Source organism: Prevotella sp. P2-180, assembly GCF_002251435.1.
In the GTDB taxonomy this organism is placed as follows: domain Bacteria; phylum Bacteroidota; class Bacteroidia; order Bacteroidales; family Bacteroidaceae; genus Prevotella.
On the sequence record NZ_NPJI01000013.1, the window covers coordinates 276,919 to 303,513 of the forward strand.

Here is a 26,595-nt window from a genome sequence, read left to right on the forward strand (position 1 = left end):
AACATTCTTCACTCTTCATTTAAAAATTAACTCTTCCTTCCGAAATCCGCCGGTACTTCTCCCCATTTCTTAGTCTCCCATTTTACTATGGGATTCTTGTATCTGTGTGTTTGTAGCCATCGCTCTGCACGTGCAATAACCTGGTAGAGATATTCTGTCTGTGGATTGCGTTCAAGCTTGGTCTTACAATTACACTTGTTGACCCATAATATGGCATTGTAACTGTCGGAATATATCGTTTTTGTACTGTTGCCCATCTTGTCGAGAAGGGCTAAGGCATGTACGATGGCAAGAAACTCTCCAATATTGTTTGTACCATGAACTGGGCCAAAATGGAATACCTGTGCACCTGTTGCCAAGTCGATGCACTGGTATTCCATCGGGCCGGGGTTGCCCGAACACGCAGCGTCTACAGCCCATGCATCCGCTGTCACTTCCATATTCAGCGGAAGCACCGTGTCGTGTCTATAATCAGGAGGATTTATCATATTGAAGATTGAAAATTGAAGCTTTCAATTTATCACATTCTTTCTGGAACTTCAATACCCAGCAGGGCCATACCGTTCTTGATAATCTTTGCTACATTCTTGGCAAGAACAAGACGTATAGCTTTCTTCTGCGGGTCTTCTTCCTTGAGAATAGAGTAGTCGTGGTAGAACTGGTTGAACTCCTTCGTCAGTTCGTAACAGTAGTTGGCTATGCCGCTGGGACTGTAGTCTTTGCCGGCCTGTTCCACAGCAGCTCCAAACTCGTTCATCTTCTGGATAAGGTCTATCTCCTTTTGTGACAGCAGGCTCTCGCTTGTTGTAATGTCGCTGAGTTCCATCTGTTCATTCTGCTCTGCAGCCTTGCGCAAGATGGAGCGAATACGGGCGTAGGTATATTGAATGAACGGACCGGTGTTGCCATTGAAGTCTATCGACTCTTCCGGATTGAACAGCATGTTCTTGCGTGCGTCTACCTTCAGTATGAAGTATTTCAATGCACCCATACCTACTATGCGTGCTATCTCCGAGCGCTCTTCGTCAGTCATGTCGCTGAATTTGCCAAGCTCCTCGCTTGTCTTCTTTGCGTCGGCAATCATTGTCTCAACGAGGTCGTCTGCATCCACAACAGTACCTTCACGGCTCTTCATCTTTCCGTTAGGCAGCTCTACCATGCCGTAGGAGAAGTGTACGAGTTCCTTTCCCCATTTAAAGCCGAGACGGTCGAGAAGTATTGAAAGAACCTGGAAATGATAGTTCTGTTCGTTGCCCACAACATATATCATCTTGTCGATGGGGAAGTCCTTGAAACGCATCTCCGCAGTACCGATGTCCTGTGTCATGTATACCGATGTGCCGTCGGAGCGCAGGAGTAGCTTTTGGTCAAGTCCCTCGTTGGTAAGGTCTGCCCATACCGAGTTGTCGTCATGGCGTTCGAAGAGTCCTTTGGCAAGTCCTTCCTCCACCTTTGCCTTACCTTTAAGATATGTCTCCGACTCGTAGTATATCTTGTCGAAGCCTACGCCCAGCGCCTTGTATGTCTCGTCGAAACCGGCATACACCCAGTCGTTCATCTTTTTCCACAGGGCTCGAACCTCAGGGTCGTTCTGTTCCCATTTCACGAGCATCTCGTGTGCTTCCTTTATCAGTGGCGACTCCTCCTTTGCTTTCTTCTCAGCCTCTTCCTCGCCAATACCTTCTGCCATATATAGTGCCTTCAGCTCTTTCACCTCCTCGCGGTAGTGCTTGTCGAATGCCACATAGTAGTCGCCTATGAGGTGGTCACCCTTCTTTCCGCTTGTCTCAGGAGTCTCTCCGTTGCCGTATTTAAGCCATGCGAGCATAGACTTGCAGATGTGTATGCCACGGTCGTTTACTATGTTAGTCTTCACCACTTTGTTGCCGTTAGCCTCCATAATCTGTGCCAACGACCATCCGAGCAGGTTGTTGCGCACGTGGCCGAGATGGAGAGGCTTGTTGGTGTTAGGCGATGAGTATTCTATCATCACCAATGGCGACTGTTCGGTAATGGCTTTCTCGCCAAATTTCTCTTCTCTGTTTATAGAGGCGAGCAGTTCAATCCAAGCTTCCTGGGCAATTACAAGGTTTAGGAACCCTTTCACCACGTTGAATTCAGAAATGGCCTTGCAGTTATCTTTAAGATACAGTCCTATCTCCTGTGCAGTATCTTCTGGCTTTTTCTTTGAAATCTTCAGAAATGGGAACACGACAAGTGTCAGGTTTCCCTCAAATTCACGCTTCGTTTTCTGTAGCTGTACCATCTTTTCGCTTATTTCCTGACCGTAAAGGGTCTTGACGGCGTCGATGACAGCAACGCTAATAATGCTTTCTATCTTCATCTCTTTTTACTATAGTAAATCGTTAAATTTCGAAATCGTTGGCAAAGGTACTGCTTTTTACTGAGACTGCAAAGAAAACATCCCATTTTCTTTGCAGTCATCCCTAATCATTCATCATTCATCATTCATCATTCTTCATTCTTCATTCATCATTCTTCATTCTTCTCCCTCAGAGTTTCTCTCACAATTTTTCCCCAAGGCTTTATAAGGTCTTTGGTCCAGTTGCCAGTTGCCTTTGCTCTTGGCAGAAGCATGGAGCAGGTTTCGTTTTTGTCGCTCACCGACCAGCATACCCAGCTAATCTTCTTTGCCTCCATAAACTCAACCCACTCGTTCCATGAGCTCTTGTCGAGCTTTCCGTCGCCCGAAGCGTCCATAGAGGCACATTCTGAGATGAACACCGGAATGCCTTTCTGCATTGCAGCATCCACACGGTCGCGCAGGTACTGCTTGTGGGTTCCGGCATAGAAGTGAACCGTATACATTATATTATTATAGCCCTCAAGAGGACTCTCTGCCACGATGTGAATGTCTTGGTCCCAGTGTGGACATCCCACGAGAATGATATTGTCGGGGTCGTATTTGCGTATCTCGTCAATCACCGCTTTTGAATATTCTTTCAGACTTTCCCACGAATCCTCCACAGGCTCGTTGTAAATCTCGTATATCACGTTTGCATTGGCACCGTATTTCTTCGCCATCTTTCCGAAGAATTTCACAGCCTCCTTGGTCTTTAGTTCGTGTGAGTGCCAGTCGATGATGACATACACCCCTTCCTTAATCGCCGCTTTTACCACGGGTTCGATGCAGTCGAGTGCAAAACTGGGATTCTCGAGATAGTTGTCTTCTATCATTATACCCATTGCCGCACGTATCACTTTCGCGTTCCAGTCCTTAGCAAGCCATTTTACTGCCTTGGCGTTGTAGAATCTTGGCCATAGGTTGTGCCAACCGAGACTTGCACCACGTAGGGTTACTGCATTCCCGTTCTGGTCGCACAGTTGCGTGCCCACTACTTTCAGTTGTCCCCACTGCTGTACGGGAGTAGGTTCTTTCTTGGCAAACGATGCTATCGTCATCATTGCCATTACAATAGCGATAATTGTTCTTTTCATCTATATATTTTTGTTTGAGGTAAATATGCAATTCGGCTGCAAATATACAAATATTACGTTAAACCACAAAGTGTTTTAAGAAATAATTTTGTAACAAATATGACATTGCTTTTTAATTTTATTGCAGCGTGGGTGTAATTTCACTCCAGTACCTTTGCACCCGAAATAATATTATAAAACATAAATTGATATGAATACAGTAAATATTGAAATCAGACGTGCAGAGCGAAACTTCTGGGCTGTGCTCGCCACTATTGCACTCTCGCTACTCTTTGCCGCTACATGTAACGCACAAACTCCAGCCGAATGGAAATCGCTGAAGGGTGATGTAAGTGTCTTTATCGCCAACGACCTCGGACGCAATGGTTATTATGACCAAAAGCCTATTGCGGAACTGATGGGTGAAATGGCAGATGAAATAGGACCGGAAGCTATAGTGGCTACGGGAGACGTACACCACTTTGACGGCGTGGCCTCGGTCAACGATCCTCTGTGGATGACTAATTACGAACTTATCTACTCTCATCCAGAACTGATGATCAGCTGGTATCCCGTGCTCGGTAACCATGAGTATCGTGGCAACACACAGGCAGTGATCGACTACTCAAAGGTGAGCCGACGCTGGCAGATGCCTGATAGATACTATTCGAAAGTGTTCGCTGATGATGATGCTGGCACAACTCTTCGCGTGGTCTTCATCGACACCACTCCGCTCATCGATAGCTACAGGAGTTCCTCACGCTATCCCGATGCTGGAAAACAAGATGTTGACGCCCAACTGCAATGGCTCGACGCAACACTGAAGTCGGCTAAGGAAGATTGGGTGATAGTGGTCGGACACCACCCCATATATGCTGAGACAAGTAAAAGTATTCAAGAACAAACAGACATGCAACAAAAACTTCTGCCAATTCTACATAAATACAAGAATGTGTCAATGTATGTCTGCGGCCACATCCACAACTTCCAGCACATAAAGAAAAATGGCGATTCCATCGACTATGTGGTCAATTCTGCTGGCTCACTCTCGCGAAAAGTGAAGTCTATTGACGGCACTGTATTCTGTTCACCGTCCACAGGCTTCTCCGTGGTCAGTGCCACAAAACAACACCTCTCGCTCTATATGATAGACAACAAGGGTGTGGCTATACATCAAGTATGTAAATAACTCAACTTTCGCATTTGCTCAACTTTCGGAAGTTATTTTAAACCACAGAGTTTAAGAGATAAAGAGTATTTATACTAATGAAAGAGGTTGAATGCCAAGGCATTTAGAGCTTATAGAGAGCTGCGCATCATGTTTGCCGCATGGAAACTCTGTGTCCTCTGTCGCTTGCGACCTACTCTATAAAACCATAAATCTCTTTTTCTCTTTATCTCTTTGGTTTAAATAATACCCTTATACATAGAGAATTATCACATGAGAAACTTAAATAAATAATAAATTAACTTGTCAACCTGTTTTATGAATAAGACGATAAGTAGTCAACATAAATAGTTACACTACGTACACTTCATTAAGAATAAGTCCGGCGATGGTGAGGCCGAAGATGGCAGTGATGTGCATCATAGAACCATTTGTCTGTGCCTTGCTCGAACACCATTCATGGTCGAGAAGCTTTGCATCGCCGGGACCATTCTTAGCCTTGGGACACATACACTGCGTAGTGTCAAAGGTGGCGTTTTGGCCGCGGTTCTGAAGCAGTTCTTCGCTAAAGACACACTTGAACTTGCGGGCAGGCTTACGCTTCAGCTTGTTGAAGCGCTGACGCAGGGCGCGGGCAAGAGGACATCCCTTAACCTTCCAGAACTCAGCCACTTGCACCTTCGTGGGGTCCATCTTCAATGCAGCTCCCATTGACGAGAAGAAATGCGCCTTGCTGCGGCAGGCTAGTTCTATCAGGAGCATCTTGTCTTTGAGCGAGTCGATGGCGTCAACGATATAATCATAGCTGTCGAGGTCAAAATCCGCGGCAGTTTCTTCGCAAAATATCTGTTGCCTTGCATCTATGTCGGCAGAAGGATTTATCTCAAGAAGCCTGGTCTTGAGAGCCTCCACCTTCACTTGACCCACGGTCTTTGTGGTGGCCATAGCCTGACGGTTTATATTTGTAATGCACACACGGTCGCTGTCAACGATGGTTACATGCCCTACGCCAGAGCGTACAAGGCTCTCTGCACACCACGAGCCAACTCCTCCTACGCCGAAGATGATTATGCGGAGCGAGGCAAGCTTGTCCATTGTGTCGTCGCCCATTAGCAGTTGGCTGCGTTCCAGTATTCCCTTTTCTATTCCCATTTATCTTGTTGTTGCTAAATTAAATCGGCTGCAAAGGTACAAAAAAGGTATGAATAATTTCAAAAGTTGAGTAAATAATGTTGTTTTTTAACTCAACTTTCGGAAGTTATTTTAAACCACAGAGTTTAAGAGATATAGAGTATTTATACTAATGAAAGAGGTTGAATGCCAAGGCATTTAGAGCTTATAGAGGGCTGCGCAAAACCTCTTTTCCTCTGTCGCTTGCGACCTACTCTATCAACAAAAAACTCTTTTCCTCTTTATCTCTTTGGTTTAAATAAAACCCTTATACATTGGGATTTATCACTTCAGATACTTGAGTTTTTTAATAGTAAGCATGACAGTATTGTGAACTCTCTTTTAAATATTTACGAAGAAAAGTTTGGAGGAATGGATTATTCTTTGTACTTTTGCAATCGAATCTTTTATAACTAAACACAATGAAGATATTTGCAATAGGTATGAACTACCTTCAACATACAGCCGAACTCGACGGTGAGGCTTATAAACCAGAGGCACCCGTGATATTCACAAAGGCCGACTCGGCACTACTTAAAGACCACAAACCTTTCTTCATTCCTGACTGGTCGAAACAAGTGGACTACGAAACTGAGATAGTGATACGTATCTGCAGACTCGGAAAGGGAATACCTGAGAGATTTGCCCACAGGTATTATGACGCCGTGACAGTCGGCATTGACTTCACAGCCCGCGACATACAGAAGGAGATGAGGGCAAAGGGTATGCCGTGGGACCTCTTTAAGGGTTTCGACGGTTCGGCTGCCATCGGCGAATGGATACCTAAGGAACAGTTCCTCAACGTTCAGGCTATACGTTTCCATCTCGACATCAACGGAAAAACCGTCCAGGAGGGAATCACTTCCGACATGGTGTTTAAGATTGACGAAATAGTAAGCTATATTAGCCGATTCTTCACATTAAAAACCGGCGATATCATCTATACCGGCACACCCGCTGGTATTGGCCCAGTGCATATCGACGACCATCTTGAGGGATATATAGAAGACCGAAAGGTACTGGAGTTTAACTGTAAATAGCCTCCTATGAGACCATTTCATACCATAATGGCTGTCATAATATCAGCCTTCGCCTTTTGTCACGAAATAAAGGCACAAGACTTCTTTAATCTCACTCCTGACCAGGTGAGGATTGACGACACTCTACCTGTGTTTCAACATAACGTGGAACTGGGCGAGAACTACAATAACCTTTCATGGCTCGTGGGCATAGAATATCCCGAATATCTCGATATGACAGACAACGACCTTCGGCGATATTTCAACCTTACCCGCGACACCATGCCAGAGACTCCCGAGATAAATACTCACCTCTCCGTGACACGAAAGAAGGGAAAACTCACTGTCTCGTTCGTGCCCATAGTGTTCAAGGACGGACGGTTTAAAAAACTAGTGAGCTTCAAACTAAACATTCAACTCATAAAATCAAACCTTGCCAAGACAAGGGCGGGTGAGGAGGAAGAGGAGGAAAAGAGATATGCAGACAACTCCGTGCTTGCCAACGGCTCATGGGCTAAGATAAGAGTGGCACAGACAGGTATACACGAACTCACAGAGGCTACCATAAGGAAAGCGGGATTCACCGACCTCTCAAAGGTTAGGATCTACGGCTACGGCGGAGCATTGCAACCGGAAAGACTCACACTAAGCTACATGCAGTCCACCGACGACCTTCAGGAGGTCCCTTCCGTATATGTAGGTGGAAGACGACTGTTTTACGCTAAAGGACCTGTGACGATGGGCTCAGGCACACGCACACGTAACCCTTATTCCAACTACGGCTACTACTTCATAACACAAGGAGACACCGAACCGCTCACGGTGGACGAACAGACGTTCAAGGCTTCGTTCTACCCCTCAGAGGAATTCCGCAACACTCTCTATGAAGTGGACGACTACGCATGGTATGCAGGCGGACGCAACCTCTACGACTCGCAAGCCTTCGGTACTGGGGTGAGCCACGACTATAAACTCTCGTCACATCCTACATGCACCTCCGGAAAAGTGACGGTGGCTGTTACCGCAGACCGCCAGTTGTCGGTTGCTGTAAGCGTAAACGGAAATGACGTGGGGTCTTTTACTACCTCAAACATAGGACAATACGACAAGGCGAAAGTGACCACAAAATCTTTCATTGCCACATTGCAGGCAGAAAATACCGTGACCATAAAACAAAACGGGGAGGGCGAGATGAAACTCGACTACATTATCGTCACCAACGACTCGATAAGCCCCGCACCAGACCTTGCCGCCACACAGTTCCCGACTGCGGAATATGTTTACCGGATAACAAACCAAAACCTGCACGCACACATGGCGGTGGACATGACCATCGTCATTCCCACAAGCCAGAAATGGCTACAGGAGGCAGAACGGTTGAAGACTTTACACGAGACACGCGACGGCATGACAGTGAGAATAGTGCCACTCGACGAAATAGAAAACGAGTTCTCAAGCGGCACACCTGACGCCACTGCCATAAGACGATATATGAAAATGATGTACGACAGGGCACAGGGCGAGGACGACATGCCAAAATACCTGCTGCTCTTTGGCGACGCTGCATGGGACAATCGAATGAACTCACAAGACTGGAAACGCTTTGACCAGATGGATTTCATCACTTGCTTCGAGAGTGAAAACTCGCTCAGTTCTACCGAAAGCTTCGTGACCGACGACTTCTTCGTGATGCTTGACGACGGCGAACGACTTGTGACAAGCGGTCAGTATTCCGGCACACCCGATGTGGCAGTGGGACGACTGCCGGCACGAACGCTTGACCAGGCAAAGACACTCGTAGACAAGATTGAAAGCTATCTGTCTGACGATGTGACGGGGGACTGGAGAAATACCGTGGTGTTTATGGGCGACGACGGAAACGCCAACATACATATGGCAGATGCCGACGAAGCGGCTGAGGAGGTGAGAAAACTCGCTCCGTCGATAGACTTGAAAAAGGTGATGTGGGACGCATACCAAATGGAGAGCGGAGCCACGGGCAACACCTATCCCGACGTGACTAGGCAAATAAAGCAATATATGCAGAGCGGTGCGCTCATTATGGACTATTGCGGACACGGCCGTGCCGACTGCATATCCCATGAGATGGTGCTTTCTCTCAACGACTTCTGCTCCATAAGGACAAAGAAGATGCCGCTGTGGATTACTGCCTCGTGCGACATCATGCCTTTTGACGGACAGGAAGACAACATAGGAGAGACTTCGATGCTTTATGCCGATGGCGGAGCAATAGCTTTCTTCGGTACCTCACGCACCGTGTATGCCGACCGTAACAAGACCATGAACATGGCATTGCTAAAATATTTGTTCACCAAGGATGCTAACGGCAACTATCCCACTGTCGGTGAAGCGTCCAGGAAGGCAAAGGAGGAACTGGCAACTATGGTGCAGGGAGTGGTAGAGGGAAAATTTGAAGACCTGACAATTAACAAACTGCAATATTCTCTCCTCGGCGACCCTGCCGTACGACTGCACATACCTGACATGACAGTTTCCATCGACAGCATTAACGGCATGCCTGTACAGAAGGACGGACTCGTTGTCATGGCTGCCGGAGAAAAGGTGAAGGTGACAGGACACGTAGAGGGCTCCGAAGGCCTTGCAAACGACTTCAACGGCGTGGTGACGGCTAACATCAAGGGTACGCAAGAGAAGATTGTATGCCGACTGAACAACGACCCCGATGCCGATGCTCCCTTTGAATACTACGACCGGACAAGCATCATCTATCGTGGCAGCGACAGCATTAGGGCTGGACGGTTCTGCGTGGAGTTTATAGTGCCGCGCGACATAAAGTATAGCGACTCGCCGGGACAGATACTTCTATACGCCAACGACAATCTCGGCAGACAGGCTAACGGCAATTCTTACAACATCGCCTTCAACGGCACAAAGGAAGAAATGGCCGATTCCATAGGTCCTTCCATATTCTGCTATCTCAACTCAAAGTCGTTTACCAATGGCGAAAGAGTGCATCCCACACCGTTCTTCATGGCAGAGATAAACGACGAGAGCGGAATCAACGCCACTGGAACGGGCATAGGACACGACATGCAGGTGGTGGTGGACAACCAGATGGCAAAGACATACGTAGTGAACGACTACTTCACCTTCGACTTCGGTAGCTTCACCAGTGGAACCGTAGGCTACCAACTGCCAGAACTTGATGAAGGCAAGCACACACTGACGTTCAGGGCATGGGACATATACAACAACTCCTCTTCAGCCACCATCGACTTCTACGTAGACCCGAAGGCGGCACCAAAGGTGTTTGACGTGGAATGTACAGCCAACCCGGCTTCCACATCCACCACATTCCGGGTATTACACGACAGGGTAGGGAGTGACATGGACGTGACAGTGGAGATATACGACATCTCAGGACGGAAACTCGCTGCCGTTAGACAGCAGGACACCCCCGTCACCAATATCATGACCATCGACTGGGACCTCACCACGCCTGGCGGCAGCCGCATAGGTAACGGAGTGTATCTCTATCGTGTGAAAATGAACACTTCTAACGGAGAAATAGCTACAAAAGCGAAAAAACTAATCATATTAAGCAATAAATAGTATATGATTCACGTTTAAATAAAAAATAATAGTACATTCAGATAAAATGAAAAGACTGACAATAGTAATTCTCTCACTGCTTGCCGCCTTCTCAAATGTCGTGGCACAGGATGAGAAGCTTTCGGAATTCAATCAGGTGGAACATGCGGTGATATCACAAACCATCGCTCCCGACGCAAGGGCGGCGGGTATGGGTGACGTGGGTGCCGCTACCGACCCTGATGTGAATTCGCAATTCTGGAACCCCGCAAAATATCCATTCTGCATCAGCCGTGCGGGTATCTCGCTTAACTATACACCATGGTTGCGACAACTCGTGAGCGACATTGACTTGGCTTATCTCTCCGGATACTACCGAATAGGCGACTACAGTGCCGTATCGGGATCTATAAGGTATTTCTCGCTCGGTGAGGTGATTACGGCTAATGAGTCTATGACGGTTAACCCGTACGAAATGTCGGTAGACGTGGCTTATTCGCTCATGCTCAGCGAGAACTTCTCTCTTGCGGCTGCACTGCGCTGGATATATAGCGACCTGCGCTATGACTATTCTGAGGACTCCGCTCCCGCATCGGCCTTTGCTGCCGACATCGCCATGTACTACAACAACTATTTCAATATGGGTAATCGTGAGTGTCAGCTTGGTCTCGGTCTTAATATAAGTAATGTGGGAAGTAAGATAACATACTATGGCGACGACCGCAGCCAGTTCCTGCCTGCCAATCTCCGTCTCGGTGCCTCGCTGCTAATTCCAGTGGACGAGTGGAACCGGTTCTCTATCAGTGCCGACGCCAACAAGTTGCTCGTTCCCACCGTGCCAAAGCAGGAGGAAGGCGAGAGCTCGGCTGACTATCAGGAGCGTGTGATACGCGAATATAGCGACGTGAGTGCCATCTCAGGCATCTTCAAGAGCTTCGGCGACGCTCCCGGAGGCTTCAAGGAGGAACTGCAAGAGATACAGTGGAGCGTGGGAGCGGAATATGTTTACCACGACCAGTTCTCACTGCGTGCCGGCTATCATCATGAGAGTCAAAACAAGGGCAACAGAAAGTATTTCACCGTAGGTGGAGGATTCCGCATGAATGTCTTCTCCCTTGACGTGGGTTATGTGATCTCTACAGCACAAAGTAATCCTCTCGACCAAACCCTCCGTTTCTCCCTCACGTTTGACATGGACGGACTGAAGGATTTGTTTAAGAGGTAGATAGAATAAGGTAATTATGAAAATAAGAACAGGATTTGGATTTGATGTACACAAACTCGTGGAAGGACGCGAGTTGTGGATGGGTGGCATAAAACTAGAACACTCACTCGGACTGCTCGGCCATAGCGACGCCGACGTGCTTATACATGCCATTTGCGACGCCCTGCTCGGTGCCGCCAACATGCGTGATATAGGCTACCACTTCCCCGACACATCTGCCGACACTCTCGACATCGACAGCAAGATTCTTCTGAGGGAAACAATGGACCTTATAGCCACCAAAGGCTACCGCCTTGGCAATATCGACGCAACCATCTGCGCCGAACGACCGAAAATGAATCCGCATATTCCCGCTATGAAGGAATGTCTCGCAAAAGTGATGGGCTGCGACGTGGACGACATATCCATCAAGGCCACCACAACGGAGAAGCTGGGATTCACAGGACGCGAGGAAGGCATCAGCGCATATGCCACTGTACTTATAACAAAAGACTAACATGTGTGAAAATGCTGTTAAAATCTCTTGTGTGCGCAAACAAACGTTGATTTAAGTCAAGAATGAGTTGAAAAATCAAATAAAAATATCCATATCTATTGACACGAGGCAAAAAAAGTAGTAACTTTGCATCGTCAAAAGGTTAATAGATTGTTTTAGGTTAGTAGTAATATTTATAGTTTTAGGTTTTTAGTTATTGGTAGAAAGAAAGTTTTAAATGTGGATAACAGAGGCCGCCGTGAGGCTCCCTTAACTTTCAAGGTTAGTATTAGTTTTAGTTATGACGCCCCGTGAGCTATTATTTAATAGCCTCGGGACTCTGGCTAAACTAGCCAGACTTTAACAAGAATAGGATTTTTAGTTAAACATAGGCTTTGAACGTCACGGCTCGTTGATGAGTGGTGGCGTTCTTTTTTTATTCTATCACTATCTTCTTCTTTCCAATGATATACATTCCAGAAGGCAGGCCGTTTATGGCTTCTTCTATCGTAGCACCTTTCTTGCATCTTCTTATTTCGATGCCTGCTGTTGAGTATACCCTAATTTCCTTGGTGGTAAGGTCTGCCTCGATGCTGTTGATGCCTGTTTCGGAGAATGTGCCGCAAAGGCCGTAGGAGTCGAAATAACCGCCTTCGTGATATTCAAAGTCAGCTGTCTGTGGTGCGCCGTTTTTAGAGAAGATGATTCCTGTTGGCTTACCTTCTGTAGATGTCGGGCCTACCCATTTCCAAATGGCTTTGCCATTGTCGCTTGTTCCTACCTTAGTGCATTTCACGCCAGGCCAGCTTCCGCCGGTGAAGTTCTTTGTGTTGTTCCAGCACCAGCAGTAGATATCGCCTGAGCCCCAGTTTTCGGGCACTTCGAAGAAGGCGTACATCTTGCCTTCCTCAGGCTTGCAACATTCAGGCATGGTGAAAGGCTTTTCGTCCGACTTGATGTCGTCTATTCCGTCGATATTCACATTGTCATCCACATACATCTTATACATGGTACCCTCGGTGGCGAGTTTGAATCCTGCGGTACTGAGTGAGGAGACTTGTCCCAAGAGTAGAAGCAGTGTGCCGTTGTCGCCTTTCACCTTCAGATAGTATCCGGCGTCTTTCTGTCCTTTCTCCACAATAGCGTTTGTGTTTGTCATTCCGACAGCCTTGCGCACGAAAATCATCTTCTTTATGGCGGTCTTGTATTTGTTCCAGTGGTCAAAGAACACACAAGGAGTGCCTGGCATGCTCATGATGTATGCGTTGGCGGCCTCTATGTTTGCTGGACATCTGTTGCCGTCTCTGTAGGTGTCGTGGTTGTCCACAAACGTGACAGAGTAGCGGCTATAGTTATCGTCAGAGGCGAGGCTGCTGCCATTGAGCCGTGTCCACTGTCCTTTGCCGATGGCGTCGTTGATGTAGTATTTCAACGGAAAGTCGAAGGCGGCGCTCTGTATCACCCCGTCTTGTTTTGTACCGTTAATCCAGTTTTTCACGTATGCCACATTTCCGTCCCAGTACTCACCGACAGAGTATTCTACTTCTGCTTTTTTGTTGTATATACCATTGTATTTTGGATTATATCCTTTAACGAAGTCATATCTGAATCCCACGTAGCCGATATCGTTTTTCAGGAAGTCGAGGTATGCGTTCACGTTGTTCTGCACGTTTGCGCTTGTATGGTCAAGGTCGCGTGCTCCGTCCCATCCCTCACCCGTATCGGTTGCTCCAGTGGGTTTATAACCATTTTTGCTACATTCGTCGTTCTTGCATACGTCGCTGAGTCCGAGTTGGTATGTTACGCCCTTATAGGTTTCGGCGGGGAAGTCCACCCACGATTGCACTCCATTTCGGTGGTTGATAACAATATCGGCAATGAATCCTACCCCTTTGTCCTTGTAAGTCTTAATCATCGAGCGGAGTTCATTTTCGGTACCGAAGGCGCAGTCTTGCTTAAACCAGTAAACGGGGTGGTAGCCCATGTTCATGGTCATGCTTCCTGCATAGGCGGAGTTAGGCACCCATATCAGGTCGAAGTAATCGGCAATCTCGTCGGCCTGTTTTTCGAGATTTGCCCAATTAGACTCAGAGTACGAGTCCCAAGCGAAGCCTTGCAGCATCACTCCCTTGTATTGCTTTGGCCATCCTTGTGCCGCAGCTTGCATCACAATAAACAATGCGATGACAAAAGTGAAAATCTTTCTCATTTTATCGGTCTTTAATTATGTTTTATAAGATTATTGTTTTCATTGCAAAATTACAAAATCTTTTGTCAGGCTGGTTGATTTCCGGTGATAATATTCTATATCATCCGCGCAATCGTTTGCACGAAAGCGAAAAATGCGGGCTGACAAACAGTTATCATTTGTCAGCCCGCATTGTCTTAACTCCTTAACTCCTTAACTCCCCATTTTAACTCCCCATTATAACTCCTTACACTACTTCACCAGTATTACGAGATATTTGCTTGTGCTCCAGAACAGTTGCGGATTAGTGATGCGCAGTACATACTGTTTGTTGGCGTCACGTTGCAGGGTATAGCTGTTTGAAGGGTGGGCGGTAAGCATCTCGGCAGAACGCGAGTATAGCTTTATCTCCTTGTCTATACGAATGTCTATCTTCGTGAAATAGTCGCGGTTGAAGTTGCCCTGTAGCACCTTCCCTCCGGCGTAGATGTTCTGTTCCTTCAGTTCGCTCTTTGTACCGAACACAAACCAAGCGGTGTTCAGTTCCTTGTCCTGTGCGTTGATGGTCTCGGTCTTCTTTGAGCTCTCGGTCGTGAGGTTGCTCACGTCGGTATTGAGGTTTGCTATGCTCTCGTCCAGTTCTGAGATGTGTATGTCCTTGGCGTCGAGTTCAGCGCGCAACTGTTGTATCTGTTGGTTTTTCTCTTCCAGCTGCATTGTGAGGTTTTCAATTGCCTTTTTAAACTGTTCGCCCTTAAACGAGCTCTCCCTCAGCTGTTGGCGCAATTTGTTTATCAACTGTCGGTTTTGTGCCATTGTCTGTTGTATAAACTGCATGTTCTCACGAATGCGTTGCTGTTTGTTGGCGCCTTCTCCGTCTTTAGCTATGCTGACGCGGTTTTCAGCCTCGGCAATTTCTCTGAAACCCTCTTCGATTTCGTTCATTGTCGACATCATGTCGTTGATCTCGTTGTCTTTCTGTGCAATGATTTGTGTCAACGAGTCACGCTGTTGTACCAGTGCAGAGTCGTTTTTCGCCTTTTCTTGCTTGCAGGCCACCATGGCAGCCATGCACAAGCCAAATAACATCAGTTTTTTCATATACATTATTTTATTTGTTATTTTTATTCTTTATGTCATTGCCAGCCACCATCACCACTATTTCACCTCTTGGCTCGGTGGCGGTGAAATGTTCAACCAGTTCAGCGAGGCTTCCTCTCACAGCCTCTTCGTGAATCTTCGATATCTCACGGCAAACACACGCTTGTCGGTCGGGACCGAAAAACTCAGCAAATTGCGTCAGTGTTTTTAGAAGTCTGTAGGGAGATTCATAGAACACCATAGTACGCTGTTCCTCGGCAAGAGCCTTCAGTCTTGTCTGTCGTCCTTTCTTTTGTGGCAGGAATCCCTCAAATGAGAACCTGTCGCATGGCAGTCCGCTCATCACGAGGGCAGGGACAAAGGCTGTTGGCCCGGGAAGGCATGTCACCTCTACTCCAGCCTTTGCAGCCTCGCGTGTTAGCAGGAAGCCGGGGTCGCTGATGCCTGGTGTGCCGGCATCGCTAATCAGCGCAATGTTCTGTCCGGCCTTCAGCCGTTCCACTATGCCGGCAGAAGTGCCGTGCTCGTTAAACTTATGATGCGACATCAGTTTGTTTTGAATGTCGAAATGCTTAAGCAGGATACCCGACGTCCGGGTGTCCTCAGCAAGCACCAAGTCAGCCTCTTTCAGAATTCTGACAGCGCGGAATGTCATGTCTTCCATATTACCCACAGGGGTTGGAACAATGTATAATGTGCCCATATTATCGGCAAATGTAGTGAATTATTGTCGAATAACGAAAAAAAACGCCAAAAACTTTGCATATTTTAATACCAATTTGTAATTTTGTACCGAAATGATAGAAAACTTAACAGGGGAAGTGCACCGCCCCGGCAGAATAGAAGTGGTGTGCGGCTCAATGTTCTCGGGTAAGACCGAAGAACTCATACGCCGTTTGAGAAGGGCAAAATTCGCCCGGCAGAGAGTGGAGATCTACAAGCCTGCCATTGATAAGAGATACTCTGAGGAAGAGGTGGTCAGTCATGACAGTAATGCCATTATGTCTACACCCATCGACTCCTCGGCACAGATACTGTTGCTCTCTTCCGACATAGATGTAGTGGGCATTGATGAAGCCCAGTTCTTTGACGATGGACTTGTGGATGTTTGTAACGAACTTGCCAATCGTGGGGTGAGGGTCATTGTGGCTGGATTGGACATGGACTATAAGGGAGTGCCTTTTGGTCCGATTCCAGCCTTGTGTGCCATTGCCGACGATGTGCAGAAAGTGCATGCCATCTGTGTGAAGTGCGGGGCTCTGGCGTATGTAAGCCACCGGAAGGTGCATGGCGACAAGCGTGTGATGCTTGGCGAAATGCAGGAATATGAACCCCTTTGTAGGGATTGCTACATAAAGGCGCTGAATAATTCTAAGTAAATAGAACTTATTATGTTAGAGAAAACCATTACTTTCGACCGTTTTGTGCGTGGTATGCTCACAACCTTGCTAATTGGTGCTATACTTTTTGTGGTGAACTATCTAAGCAATGTGCTATTGCCGTTTTTCATAGCTTGGCTCCTGGCATACATGCTTTATCCTATTGTTGTGTTTGTACAGAACAAACTGCATGTGCCGGGGCGTGCTCTTAGCATCATCGTCACCCTGGTCTTTGTATTGTCGGTCATAGGCGGCATCATATACCTTATCATACCTCCCATGATCGAACAGTTTGAGAAGTTGGGAGATCTAGTCACGCGCTATCTGCATCAGACCACAAATATCAACAATATCCCTCTTGCCGTACATCGTTGGCTTACGGAAAATAGCGACGAGATACAGCAATTCTTCCAAAACAAGGAAGTGTCGGAGGCCATACGCAATGCGATGCCGAAGGTGTTTGCAGTCATTACAGAGACGGCAAATATCATCATAAGTATCATAGCCTCGTTAGTCACGCTCATCTATCTCTTCTTCATACTCCTTGACTATGAGGTGCTCTCGCAAGGATTCATACACATGTTCCCGAAGAAGAACAGGCCGTTTTGGCGTTCGCTCATGGACGATGTGGAGCGTCAGCTTGACAGTTACATACGCGGTCAGGGACTGGTAGCCTTGTCCATAGGTATACTGTTTTGTATAGGCTTCACCATCATCGGTTTTCCAATGGCAATCGGCCTTGGCATTCTGATGGGATTGTTGAGTCTGGTGCCATACGTACATGGTTTTGGCCTCATTCCCATAGTCTTGTTAGCCGGTCTGAAAGCAGCCGACACTGGACAGAATTTCTGGGTGATATTACTCTCAGCCCTTGCCGTCTTTGCGATAGTTCAGCTCATCACCGACATGGTGTTGACACCGAAAATTATGGGAAAGGCAATGGGGCTCAATCCCGCCATCCTGCTTCTATCCCTCTCAGTGTGGGGAGCCCTTCTAGGTTTCATCGGCCTTATCATCGCCCTTCCCCTTACCACGTTACTCATTGCTTATTATAAGAGGTATGTGACCAAAGAGGGTGGGGAAGAGGAGTTAAAAGAGTCAAAAGAATAAAAAAAACGGGTGAAAACAGTAAAAAAGTGCGATTTTATTTGGTAGAATAAAAAAAAGTCCGTACCTTTGCACCGCTTTTAGAGCATAGGTGTATTTAAAGTGGAGATCCGCTAGCTCAGTCGGTAGAGCACAACACTTTTAATGTTGGGGTCTTGGGTTCGAGCCCCAAGCGGATCACTTAAATTACTTCAAGGGAGCCATCAGGTTCCCTTTTTTCATGCCTGATTATCAGTGCTTTGTATGTTTAAAGTACCATAGGAGCGATACCTATAGCTTATACCGGCTTAACCACTGAATAGACATTACCGAAATGTGCGCAGCCGCGCCCTCGGCGCATAAGCACTCGCAACTCTGTTGCGTAAGCAATTCACGAGCAACCCCGAAGGGGCGCAAGCTTGTTTGCGAGTATTAGTAAAGATTTTCCCTGATTTTCCTTGCAGGTTCAAAATATTATCACTATCTTTGCACCGTCATTGCGAAAAATGTCGGAACGAAAAATTTCGGAATATGGAAAATCCTTTTAGATTCGGGACTGTAGTGGATAGTCCTTACTTTACAGACAGAGTGGAAGAACTTTCGAGAATAGCTGAGATACTGAACAGCAAGAACCATCTTGTAGTTATCAGTCCTCGACGCTTTGGCAAGACGAGTCTTGTCAGGAAAGCAGTCGAGCAGTCTGGACGCAAGTTTGTTTTTCTGAATATGCAGCAGGTGACAAGCATTGAAGACCTTGCATCCTTGTTGCTCAGGGAAATACTGCGCCAGCATCCCTTTGAGAGAGTAAAACATTTGCTAAAGAATTTCAGGGTTGTCCCGACCTTTTCAACTAATCCTCTTAACGATTCAATAGAGGTGAGTTTCCAACCTGCAATAAACAATTTCGTAATGCTGGAGGACACACTGTCATTGGCAGAAAAGGTGAGTACAGAGGATAACAGAATGATTGTCGTTCTTGACGAGTTTCAGGAATTTATTGGCATCGAGAAAGGCATTGACAAAAAGTTGAGGGCTTTTATGCAGGAGCAGAAACGTGTGAACTACATATTCCTTGGCAGTCAGGAGTCGATGATGACTCAGATATTCGAGAGTAAGAAATCCCCATTCTATCATTTCGGTCAATTGATGCGTCTCGACAAGATACCTTACGATGATTTCCTTTCTTATATAATGGAACGTATTCGTGTGACCGCCGGTGATGAACAGTGTGAGAGAATAGCCAAGGATATTTTGGAGGAAACGGCTTGCCACCCTTATTACACCCAACAGCTTTCATCTGTTGTATGGGATTTGTTGGTTTACCACAAGACACCGTATGACGAGGTGGTTAGAATAGCAATAGAAAACCTTGTGAGAGTGCACGATCTTGATTTCGAGCGTCTATGGCTTACATTCAACAAGACGGACAGAAAGATATTACAGATATTATGCAAGGGATTGTCACCTTATGAACTTCGTGACATGCCAACAAGCACTTCATTCAGTGCAATCAAGCGTCTCACCCAAGACGGATATGTCATACGTACCGACCGCTACCTGATAGAAGACCCGATATTCAGACATTGGATAGAGGAAAGGCAGACTTGAAAGAAGATGAAATCATACAATTTTTCACTGCAGTGAAAAAAGCTAAAGTCCTGCGGCTATGTTGATGTATGATTATTCGCAAGCTCATCAAGCTGTGCAAGTTTCTGATTGCTGATCTTTATTTTTATCACTTATACACAATAAAATTCACATTTTCTTCATTTTTGTTGTGTATAAGAAATAAATATAGTATCTTTGCACCCAAAGTTCAATAGTTATGGAAGTAATATCACGTTCTTATTATGCAGAGCAGATAGACTCTTGGTTAGGCAGCGGACAGATAATTGTGCTTATCGGTCAGCGACGCGTGGGCAAGAGTTATGTCATGAAAGACTTCATCGCCCGACACGCGAAGGAATCAGAAGCCAACATTATTTATATTGATAAAGAGAAGCGCTCGTTCCGCTTCATACATGACTGCGACGAACTTGACGCACACATCACTGCTCCCGCAAACTTCCCCATACCAAACGACCGCAGCACCGCCATCACCTCTTCCTTTGACATCACAGGCGTTCCAAGCCCCTTGCTCCACATCCCTTGAGTCTGCAAGTCCTTGCACTCCATCACATCGTTATATCATTTTTCTTCTCCAACAGAGCCTATCACTCGTTTTCCCTTCTCAGTCAAATAGTATTTTTGAGTGGGACTGTTTGGCTTATCTGGCTGACTCATCACAACTAAACCTTGCTCCATCAACGGAACAATATATGAATTCTTGAATTTAGTCGCGTTAGTGTAACCCAAGATAACCCGAAGCTTTGAGGCTGCTACAGGCTTCATCAGACTTTCAAAAAACAATCCGATTTGCTCATTACTTAGTCCCTTACTTAGTCCCTTACTTAGTCCCAGTTGGTCCCACAGCTTAGTCCATTCCAGTTTCTCATTTTGTACACCAGCTTCCATAGGTATCGTCACCTTATACACGTCCTCCTCTTCAATCATGGGTTCTTTGCCTCCCGATATGAGCGGAGTGTATTTGAATATCTTCCTTGTGCCACTACCCAATTCCTCGACAATTCCCATCTGCGAGAACACGTTGGCAATCAGCGGATTCTTGCGATGAGGTTTTAAGGTCGTGAGGTCAATCTTGCCATACACATACGGCACATTCCAGTTTTCCGTCACCACCTTGTCCGAGAATATAGTGAACGTAGTAGGGTAAGAACTGCTGTACTCTCTGTGGATTAGCAAGTTCAAAGTCACTTCTCTTAGAATCCTGTCGCGAAGCGAGAACCGTTGCATACCCTCAATGTATGGCTTCTCAGGCAAATGTTTTTTTATAAACTCCATTATTGATCGATAAGCCACCATCAAGTTCTCCTTCACCTGAAGTCGGTCATCATACAGTTCTGTATCATGAATACGGCAAAGCACATCAATGAAATACATCGGAAGCACACTCGCTATCGTATTCCGCTTCCCAAACAGCAGTATGGCAGCCAGCGTCAATCCCTCCTTGCCCGTTTCTGGGTCAACGGCAATCATCTGACCAGAACGAAGCACCTCCTCATTCGACATCGAAATCCAAGGATGCTCAGCATTATCCACGCGCACTATCTGGCGCATAAAGTCAAAAGCCTCTTCTTCAAGAGCATCCATGCCTAAGGCAGGATACACAGTCTCTTCTGTCTTGCGTTTGCTTTTACGGATAAATAAGTTTGCTATTTGCTCTGTACTGCGAAGCTCAAAATCCCCGTCACGATTTCGGTCATAATATACATTTTTGTACGAATGAGCTTGAGTACTTTCAGGAACATGGCAGTATATGAGCAGTTTACCATCGACTTCTATAGATTCAAAATTGAGATAATATGTTGGTCTGAAAAGTTGAGGATTGTTCATATCCTTAACGAGGGTGTCCATCTGTTCTTGAATAGAATCAGGTGCAATGCCAACTATCCCACCATCATCTTTAGCCCCAAGAACAATATGACCACCTTTGCGATTAAGAAACGCACATATTGACTCGTATATCTTACGAGCTAACTGATGAGTAGATTCCTTAAACTCAGCATCAACTCCCTCTCCATGTGCAAGTAAACTTTTCAGTTCTTCACCTGTCATATATCATAACGATTAACAATAAACAATTTTTGAAACGATTCGCCTGCAAAAATATACAAATTCTCCCAATCCACCAAACAATTCATCAAAAACCTGCATATTTCTATCATCAATCAATAATCAAAAACTTGCACAGCTTGATGAGCTTGAGAATAATCATCAATCAGCAACACTTTAAGCTTCAGCTTTTAATTTTTAATTTTTAATCTTTAATTTTTCTTCATACCTGTCCCCTGTCCCGTTACGAAGTCCGTCGTATCAAAGTCACATCCTCACCAAAAGACGCAATGCGAGGAAATAACTCCTCGCATTGCGTCTCCACACCACCCATGACATTCGGTATGTCACGGGTACCAGTTACTACAATTTTCATATGATATTCTGTTAATAATTCATAAACAAAAGAATATTCCCATCTATTCTTTTCATATTTACATCAAAATGCCATATCTTTGCAACCAAAAACATAACATGTTATTCATTTAAACATATACGATTATGCCACAGACCCCAATGACAATCCGTATCGACAGCCAGCAGAAAGCAAAGTTCGACAGCCTCTGCGAGCAGTTTGGAATGAGCGCCAACACCGCCATCAACATCTTCGTGCGCCAAGTCATCCGCCTTCGCCGCATCCCCTTCATCATTTCCGCAACAGAAACCGATGAAGACATTCGTGCCAAGGCGATTCAGACGATAAGAGAAATCAGGGAAGACGCAAAGAACAGACCAGAAATGACTCTTGAAGAAATTAACGCAGAAATCAATGCCGTAAGGGAAGCGAGGAGACAGACAGTATGATTTACGCAGTTATCGACACGAATGTTCTTGTCTCCGCCCTCCTTACTCACAACCTTGGAGTGGCAACAGCTAAAGTATTGGACTCTATTGCAAAGGGCGACATCACATGTGTTTACAATGAAGACATTCTTATGGAATATCGAGAAGTATTGCATCGTCCAAAATTTAAGTTTCCAGAAAGAAAAATTGATTTATTATTGACATTTATCACCCAAAAAGGCATTCACTCCGACCGCGTTCCCTTCGATGGTAATATGCCCGACGAGAAAGACCGCCCCTTCTACGAAGTCTCATTAAGCTTAGAGGATTCATTTCTCGTGACAGGCAACCTTAAGCATTTCCCCGTCACGCCGAAGGTTGTGACACCGTCTCAATTCATCGCTATTATCGAAGGACGGTAATCCGCAATGCGAGGAAACAACTCCTCGCAATGCGTCTCCACACCACCCATGACATTCGGAATGCCACGGGTACAAGTTACAACAATTTTCATAAATTCACATCAAATTTACGATAATTCTCGTTGTACTAATTTTTCACTGCGGTGAAAAAAGCTAAAGTCCTGCGGCTTATAACCTTCCACTACAATATTTCACACTTATTTTACGTTTCTCTCCACCACAAATAACCATGCCCAATACTACATTTGACAAGGCCCTGACTTCGTCTTCCTCCTCCTCGCAAGGCAAAGCTCAAGCGAGCTTGGCTCTGCACTTACTTCGTTCGTCGGTCCGCGGCTGTACCCAAATTCAGGGACCGCATTTCGCTTTTTACTAAGAAACTGCGTCTGGCACAGTATGCAGACGGCAGTATCTATGACTATCATCTGAAGATTGCTCAAGCTCAGTAATCAGAAACTTGCTTTAGCTTGATGAGCACCACTTAAAACTTATAATGTGCGAATAATCATCAATCAATAATCAGCCCCGCGGGGGCGACATAACCCTGTGCATCAATGAATCATACAAATCAATATCCTAAAATATTTTCCAGAATTTTGTCAATTACTCTATCAAAGTAACGCTTCTTAATATTTGCTACAGCCATTTTGAAAATATCTCCTTAGTTTTTTGTGACACAAAAGGCTTATAATTACTATAGTCAACAGATGACAAATCAGCATGATCTACTTCATCCCAACTCGGGAATTTTGACAGACGAGCTGCCAATTCCTCATCGCTGAGAGGCTCTGATCTGGTTGTTGTTCTTTTATTCTTGGATATGTCTTGATAGAGATGGTCTGCCAACCACTTTTTATTAGTATCTGTCAGTGATGACAACATCTCATAAATACTGTCCATTGACATTATTGCTTTCATAATAAATCCTTTCTTCTTTATTCCCGATGCAAAGATAGTGCAAATCGAAGACAAAACAAAATAAAAGTCCAAAAACTTTTTTTTTTTTGTTGAGATGCAGCCTATCTTATCTAAATATAGTGCAAAAAATCGATTTAGCGAAGAAAAAGAGAATAAATTATCTTTTTTAAGGTTTATCCTTTTAATTTTTAATCTTTAATCTTCATTCCTGTCCCCTGTCCCGATTAGTCTTCACAAAACACATTTTATAGTGTGATTATATCACGAATGAAGCCGATAATGATTGCGAAAACACTTGATTTGTGCCCATAAATAAACAAATTGTTTATAAAACGGCATTATTTTCAACCGTTATGATGTTTTCTCATTTATTTGTTGTAATTTTGCAGTTGAAAATTTAATTAATTTATATACTATGAGTGTAGTTACAGGGACAAAAATAAACCAACTTCTTGCAAGCACCGACTCATCCGGCTTGCTATTCTCCAAGTGGCTGAAGCAGCAGGGGTATTCAGACCAGTTGCAGAAGAGATACCGTGACTCCGGGTGGCTTTCCTCATTATCCCAAGGGGTAATGTACCGGACAGGCAGCACTCTCTCTGCTTTTGCGGCATTGGCATCTTGCAATAAGCAGACGGGGTCGCGTATGCGGATAGCTGCGCATTCGGCATTGGAGTATGCGGGCTTCAATCATTATGTCCCTATGGGTAAACCCGTGTTGGCAGTATGTTTAGATACATCCGCGAAACGTCCGTCTTGGATGAAGGACGAGTGCTTTGATGTATGCTTCAGGCCATTTCACACGAATGTTTTCAAGGTTACAGAAACCATAGAGGAAGATGTCAAAGGCGGCAAACTTTACATATCCTCGCCTGAACAGGCATTTTTTGAATGCTTGCTGCTTGCCCCAAAGTATTATGACTACACAGACTTGTACTACATCATGGAACAGCTTACCACTCTTAGAAGTGATGTGGTGCAGCGACTTCTTGAAAAGACAGGAAGCTATGGTGTCAAGCGCATGTTCCTCTACATGGCAGAAAAGGCAGGACATTACTGGCTGGACGAACTCAATCCAAGCAGGATAGAGCTTGGGACTTCAAAGCTGCAGCTCGTGCCAGGAGGTGTCTATATATCAAAATACAAGATAACAATACCGCAATCATTGAACAGTTATGAAGGATAGATACAGGAAACAGGTGGCTTTGCTCATACGTATCATGCCGTCGGTATATAAAATCAAGGAGTTTGCCGTCCATGGTGGGACTGCAATAAACTTGTTTCACAGGAACCTCTTAAGATACAGTGTTGATATTGATGTCACATACATACCTATAGAGGACAGGCAACAGAGTCTGGCATCCATTAACCAGAAGTTGCTTGAGGTAAAGAAGAATATTGAGAAGACCATACCGGGTGTTGTCGTCAAGCACAAACCAGACGTATGGAAATTGTTATGTACCATGGGTGACGCAACTGTAAAGATTGAGGTAAATGCAACAAAGAGAGGAATCATTGGTGATGTCGTAGAACTGCCATTATGTGAAAAGGCAAGAAACGAGTTTAGTATGGGGTGCAAGGCTCGTACTGTATCATTCAGCCAACTCTACGGAGGCAAAATTACGGCGGCATTAAGCAGGCAGCATCCTCGCGACCTATTTGATTGCAAATACATGGAACTGCAATCTTTTGACGATGTAAAGAACGGTTTCATGCTTTGTCTTCTTGGAAGTGACAAACCCATTATCGAGTCACTGCAGCCTCATGACATTGACCAAACCGAAGCGTTGGAGAATCAATTCCAAGGCATGACTGAAACACCATTCGGCTATGAGGATTATTTGGAATCAAGAACAGCCTTGTTGGGTCTTGTCAATGGCGGTCTTACAATCACTGACAAAGAATTCCTGTTGTCGTTTGAGCAAGGAGAACCCGATTGGAATAAATGTTGCGCTGGTGACCTTTCACAATACCCTTCTGTGCAATGGAAGCTGCTCAACATAGGGAAACTGAAAGAAAGTAACCCCGTAAAGTTTGAACAGGGAGTCAATAAACTTAGACGATACCTTCTGGATAGTACAAATGGCAAGACAAACGACTGACATCTTCCACTATTTGAGAATATCGCTCCAATGGTACCATCCGACCGCTATAAGCGGTACCACGCATCCGCTCCGCGCGGTACCAACTCACCGCTATGACGGTACCATTGGAGCGATATTCTCAGTTTATCCTTTTAATCTTTAATCTTTTAATTTTCTCTTATGGTTTGCCTTTAAAAAATCTTTAATTTTTTAATCTTTAATCTTTTAATCCTCCTTCCCCTTTCCCGTTATCACATAAGTGACATTAATTCGTCAATTGTATATACAGGAATTACAGATTTCCTAAAATCCTTCTTATTTCTCGTTACTATACAATCAGCAAAAGTATCCATAGCAGTCATGCTTTGCACAGAATCCTCATAGTCCTGCCAATCAGAATCGAGTGATTTGATTACAACATCAGCTTGTAAATCACATACTGTTACAAAAGACAATATGGATTTTATACGTTGCTTAACAATTGGCAACTCATATTTCCTGCCTATATATAGTATTAACTATAGACAACGAAGACGTGACTAAATCAAATTGACCAATACTGCCAAGAGCGAATAATCCCTTAGCTTCTTCATAAAAAGGAACTCTTTTACAGACAAAATCAATAAGAATATTTGTATCTAAATATACTTTCATAGAATATATTTCTCTATTCTTGCATCCCTTCCATTTTCATCTACAGGAACAGACACCGTTTGTTCATCAGCCATTATCGCATCCATTGCTTCTAATGCTCTTTTGTATTCCATACTATCAAGCACAGATTTTCTTGGCTTTATTGGATGCGAATCTATGAAGTTACGGACAGCAGACTCAAAAAGGCCAGCAACGCTCATTCGTTTTTTCCCAGCATATAGCATTGCCTCCTTCTACCAG

24 protein-coding genes, 1 tRNA gene and 1 pseudogene are annotated in these 26,595 nt (G+C 45.2%); 14 read left to right on the top strand and 12 right to left on the bottom strand.

Annotated elements, in window-relative coordinates; all coding sequences use genetic code 11:
- Window positions 1-26: 26 nt before the first annotated feature.
- The 3 genes from CIK98_RS02195 to CIK98_RS02205 form a co-directional block, all read right to left on the bottom strand.
- On the bottom strand, window positions 27-488 hold the full coding sequence (locus CIK98_RS02195) for an RNase H family protein (protein ID WP_094382647.1): 462 nt from the start codon (window positions 486-488) through the stop codon (window positions 27-29).
- Between the two features lie 32 nt (window positions 489-520).
- The gene (argS, locus tag CIK98_RS02200) at window positions 521-2,344 is read right to left on the bottom strand and encodes an arginine--tRNA ligase (RefSeq protein WP_094382648.1); all 1,824 of its coding nucleotides are present in this window, start codon (window positions 2,342-2,344) and stop codon (window positions 521-523) included.
- Between the two features lie 149 nt (window positions 2,345-2,493).
- Entirely contained in the window at window positions 2,494-3,459 is a 966-nt protein-coding gene (locus CIK98_RS02205) for a glycoside hydrolase family 5 protein (RefSeq protein ID WP_094382649.1), read from the bottom strand.
- 190 nt (window positions 3,460-3,649) lie between these two features.
- Here CIK98_RS02205 and CIK98_RS02210 point away from each other — a divergent pair, with 190 nt between their 5' ends.
- On the top strand, window positions 3,650-4,627 hold the full coding sequence (locus tag CIK98_RS02210) for a metallophosphoesterase (protein WP_094382650.1): 978 nt from the start codon (window positions 3,650-3,652) through the stop codon (window positions 4,625-4,627).
- 330 nt (window positions 4,628-4,957) lie between these two features.
- Here CIK98_RS02210 and CIK98_RS02215 read toward each other — a convergent pair whose 3' ends face one another.
- On the bottom strand, window positions 4,958-5,758 hold the full coding sequence (locus CIK98_RS02215) for a ThiF family adenylyltransferase (protein ID WP_094382651.1): 801 nt from the start codon (window positions 5,756-5,758) through the stop codon (window positions 4,958-4,960).
- A 440-nt stretch (window positions 5,759-6,198) separates the two neighbouring features.
- On the opposite strand from CIK98_RS02215, the gene CIK98_RS02220 reads away from it, so the two are divergent.
- Genes CIK98_RS02220 through ispF form a run of 4 tightly spaced genes read left to right on the top strand, consistent with a single transcriptional unit; the run spans window position 6,199 to window position 12,089 of the window.
- A complete protein-coding gene (locus tag CIK98_RS02220) occupies window positions 6,199-6,816 on the top strand; it encodes a fumarylacetoacetate hydrolase family protein (RefSeq protein ID WP_094382652.1) in 618 nt (205 codons plus the stop codon).
- A gap of 6 nt (window positions 6,817-6,822) precedes the next feature.
- Window positions 6,823-10,389, top strand: a complete 3,567-nt coding sequence (gene porU / locus CIK98_RS02225; RefSeq protein WP_094382653.1) for a type IX secretion system sortase PorU — start codon at window positions 6,823-6,825, stop codon at window positions 10,387-10,389.
- 46 nt (window positions 10,390-10,435) lie between these two features.
- Window positions 10,436-11,593 (top strand): type IX secretion system outer membrane channel protein PorV, encoded by a 1,158-nt coding sequence (gene porV, locus CIK98_RS02230; protein ID WP_094382654.1) that lies wholly within the window; start codon window positions 10,436-10,438, stop codon window positions 11,591-11,593.
- A gap of 16 nt (window positions 11,594-11,609) precedes the next feature.
- Window positions 11,610-12,089: a 2-C-methyl-D-erythritol 2,4-cyclodiphosphate synthase gene (ispF, locus tag CIK98_RS02235; protein ID WP_094382655.1), complete on the top strand. Its 480-nt coding sequence runs from the start codon at window positions 11,610-11,612 to the stop codon at window positions 12,087-12,089.
- A gap of 415 nt (window positions 12,090-12,504) precedes the next feature.
- On the opposite strand, the gene CIK98_RS02240 is transcribed toward ispF, so the two are convergent.
- The 3 genes from CIK98_RS02240 to rsmI form a co-directional block, all read right to left on the bottom strand.
- Entirely contained in the window at window positions 12,505-14,277 is a 1,773-nt protein-coding gene (locus CIK98_RS02240) for an alpha-amylase family glycosyl hydrolase (protein WP_094382656.1), read from the bottom strand.
- A gap of 231 nt (window positions 14,278-14,508) precedes the next feature.
- A complete protein-coding gene (locus CIK98_RS02245) occupies window positions 14,509-15,357 on the bottom strand; it encodes a hypothetical protein (protein WP_094382678.1) in 849 nt (282 codons plus the stop codon).
- 10 nt (window positions 15,358-15,367) lie between these two features.
- Entirely contained in the window at window positions 15,368-16,060 is a 693-nt protein-coding gene (rsmI, locus tag CIK98_RS02250) for a 16S rRNA (cytidine(1402)-2'-O)-methyltransferase (RefSeq protein ID WP_094382657.1), read from the bottom strand.
- A gap of 94 nt (window positions 16,061-16,154) precedes the next feature.
- Between rsmI and CIK98_RS02255 the strand changes: the two genes are divergently transcribed.
- From CIK98_RS02255 to CIK98_RS02275, 5 genes are all read left to right on the top strand, one after another.
- Window positions 16,155-16,736 carry a thymidine kinase gene (locus tag CIK98_RS02255; protein WP_094382658.1) on the top strand — a complete coding sequence of 194 codons (582 nt, stop codon included), beginning with the start codon at window positions 16,155-16,157 and terminating at the stop codon, window positions 16,734-16,736.
- A gap of 12 nt (window positions 16,737-16,748) precedes the next feature.
- Window positions 16,749-17,846 (top strand): AI-2E family transporter, encoded by a 1,098-nt coding sequence (locus tag CIK98_RS02260; protein WP_094382659.1) that lies wholly within the window; start codon window positions 16,749-16,751, stop codon window positions 17,844-17,846.
- Between the two features lie 104 nt (window positions 17,847-17,950).
- Window positions 17,951-18,023, top strand: a tRNA-Lys gene (locus CIK98_RS02265).
- Window positions 18,024-18,353: 330 nt separating this feature from the next.
- Entirely contained in the window at window positions 18,354-19,430 is a 1,077-nt protein-coding gene (locus tag CIK98_RS02270; RefSeq protein ID WP_094382660.1) for an ATP-binding protein, read from the top strand.
- A gap of 217 nt (window positions 19,431-19,647) precedes the next feature.
- The gene (locus CIK98_RS02275; protein WP_094382661.1) at window positions 19,648-19,974 is read left to right on the top strand and encodes an AAA family ATPase; all 327 of its coding nucleotides are present in this window, start codon (window positions 19,648-19,650) and stop codon (window positions 19,972-19,974) included.
- 35 nt (window positions 19,975-20,009) lie between these two features.
- Here CIK98_RS02275 and CIK98_RS02280 read toward each other — a convergent pair whose 3' ends face one another.
- Both CIK98_RS02280 and CIK98_RS18605 read right to left on the bottom strand, forming a co-directional pair.
- Window positions 20,010-21,497: an RNA-binding domain-containing protein gene (locus CIK98_RS02280; protein ID WP_094382662.1), complete on the bottom strand. Its 1,488-nt coding sequence runs from the start codon at window positions 21,495-21,497 to the stop codon at window positions 20,010-20,012.
- A 244-nt stretch (window positions 21,498-21,741) separates the two neighbouring features.
- Window positions 21,742-21,870: pseudogene (locus CIK98_RS18605) on the bottom strand (glycosyl transferase family 1); the annotation flags it as partial.
- Window positions 21,871-21,995: 125 nt separating this feature from the next.
- Here CIK98_RS18605 and CIK98_RS02285 point away from each other — a divergent pair.
- Window positions 21,996-22,298 (top strand): type II toxin-antitoxin system RelB/DinJ family antitoxin, encoded by a 303-nt coding sequence (locus CIK98_RS02285; RefSeq protein ID WP_094382663.1) that lies wholly within the window; start codon window positions 21,996-21,998, stop codon window positions 22,296-22,298.
- Entirely contained in the window at window positions 22,295-22,699 is a 405-nt protein-coding gene (locus CIK98_RS02290; RefSeq protein ID WP_094382664.1) for a putative toxin-antitoxin system toxin component, PIN family, read from the top strand. Before CIK98_RS02285 ends, CIK98_RS02290 begins: the two co-directional genes overlap by 4 nt.
- Before the next feature lie 636 nt (window positions 22,700-23,335).
- On the opposite strand, the gene CIK98_RS02295 is transcribed toward CIK98_RS02290, so the two are convergent.
- Window positions 23,336-23,617: a hypothetical protein gene (locus tag CIK98_RS02295; RefSeq protein WP_094382665.1), complete on the bottom strand. Its 282-nt coding sequence runs from the start codon at window positions 23,615-23,617 to the stop codon at window positions 23,336-23,338.
- A 415-nt stretch (window positions 23,618-24,032) separates the two neighbouring features.
- Here CIK98_RS02295 and CIK98_RS02300 point away from each other — a divergent pair, with 415 nt between their 5' ends.
- Both CIK98_RS02300 and CIK98_RS02305 read left to right on the top strand, forming a co-directional pair.
- The gene (locus CIK98_RS02300) at window positions 24,033-24,803 is read left to right on the top strand and encodes a type IV toxin-antitoxin system AbiEi family antitoxin (protein ID WP_094382666.1); all 771 of its coding nucleotides are present in this window, start codon (window positions 24,033-24,035) and stop codon (window positions 24,801-24,803) included.
- Window positions 24,793-25,719 carry a nucleotidyl transferase AbiEii/AbiGii toxin family protein gene (locus CIK98_RS02305; RefSeq protein ID WP_094382667.1) on the top strand — a complete coding sequence of 309 codons (927 nt, stop codon included), beginning with the start codon at window positions 24,793-24,795 and terminating at the stop codon, window positions 25,717-25,719. Before CIK98_RS02300 ends, CIK98_RS02305 begins: the two co-directional genes overlap by 11 nt.
- 233 nt (window positions 25,720-25,952) lie before the next feature.
- On the opposite strand, the gene CIK98_RS19015 is transcribed toward CIK98_RS02305, so the two are convergent.
- Together CIK98_RS19015 and CIK98_RS02310 are read right to left on the bottom strand one after the other, a co-directional pair.
- Window positions 25,953-26,189, bottom strand: a complete 237-nt coding sequence (locus tag CIK98_RS19015; RefSeq protein ID WP_371683233.1) for a PIN domain-containing protein — start codon at window positions 26,187-26,189, stop codon at window positions 25,953-25,955.
- Window positions 26,190-26,351: 162 nt separating this feature from the next.
- Complete coding sequence (locus CIK98_RS02310) at window positions 26,352-26,555, bottom strand: hypothetical protein (protein ID WP_141210367.1); 204 nt, start codon at window positions 26,553-26,555, stop codon at window positions 26,352-26,354.
- Between the last annotated feature and the right edge of the window lie 40 nt (window positions 26,556-26,595).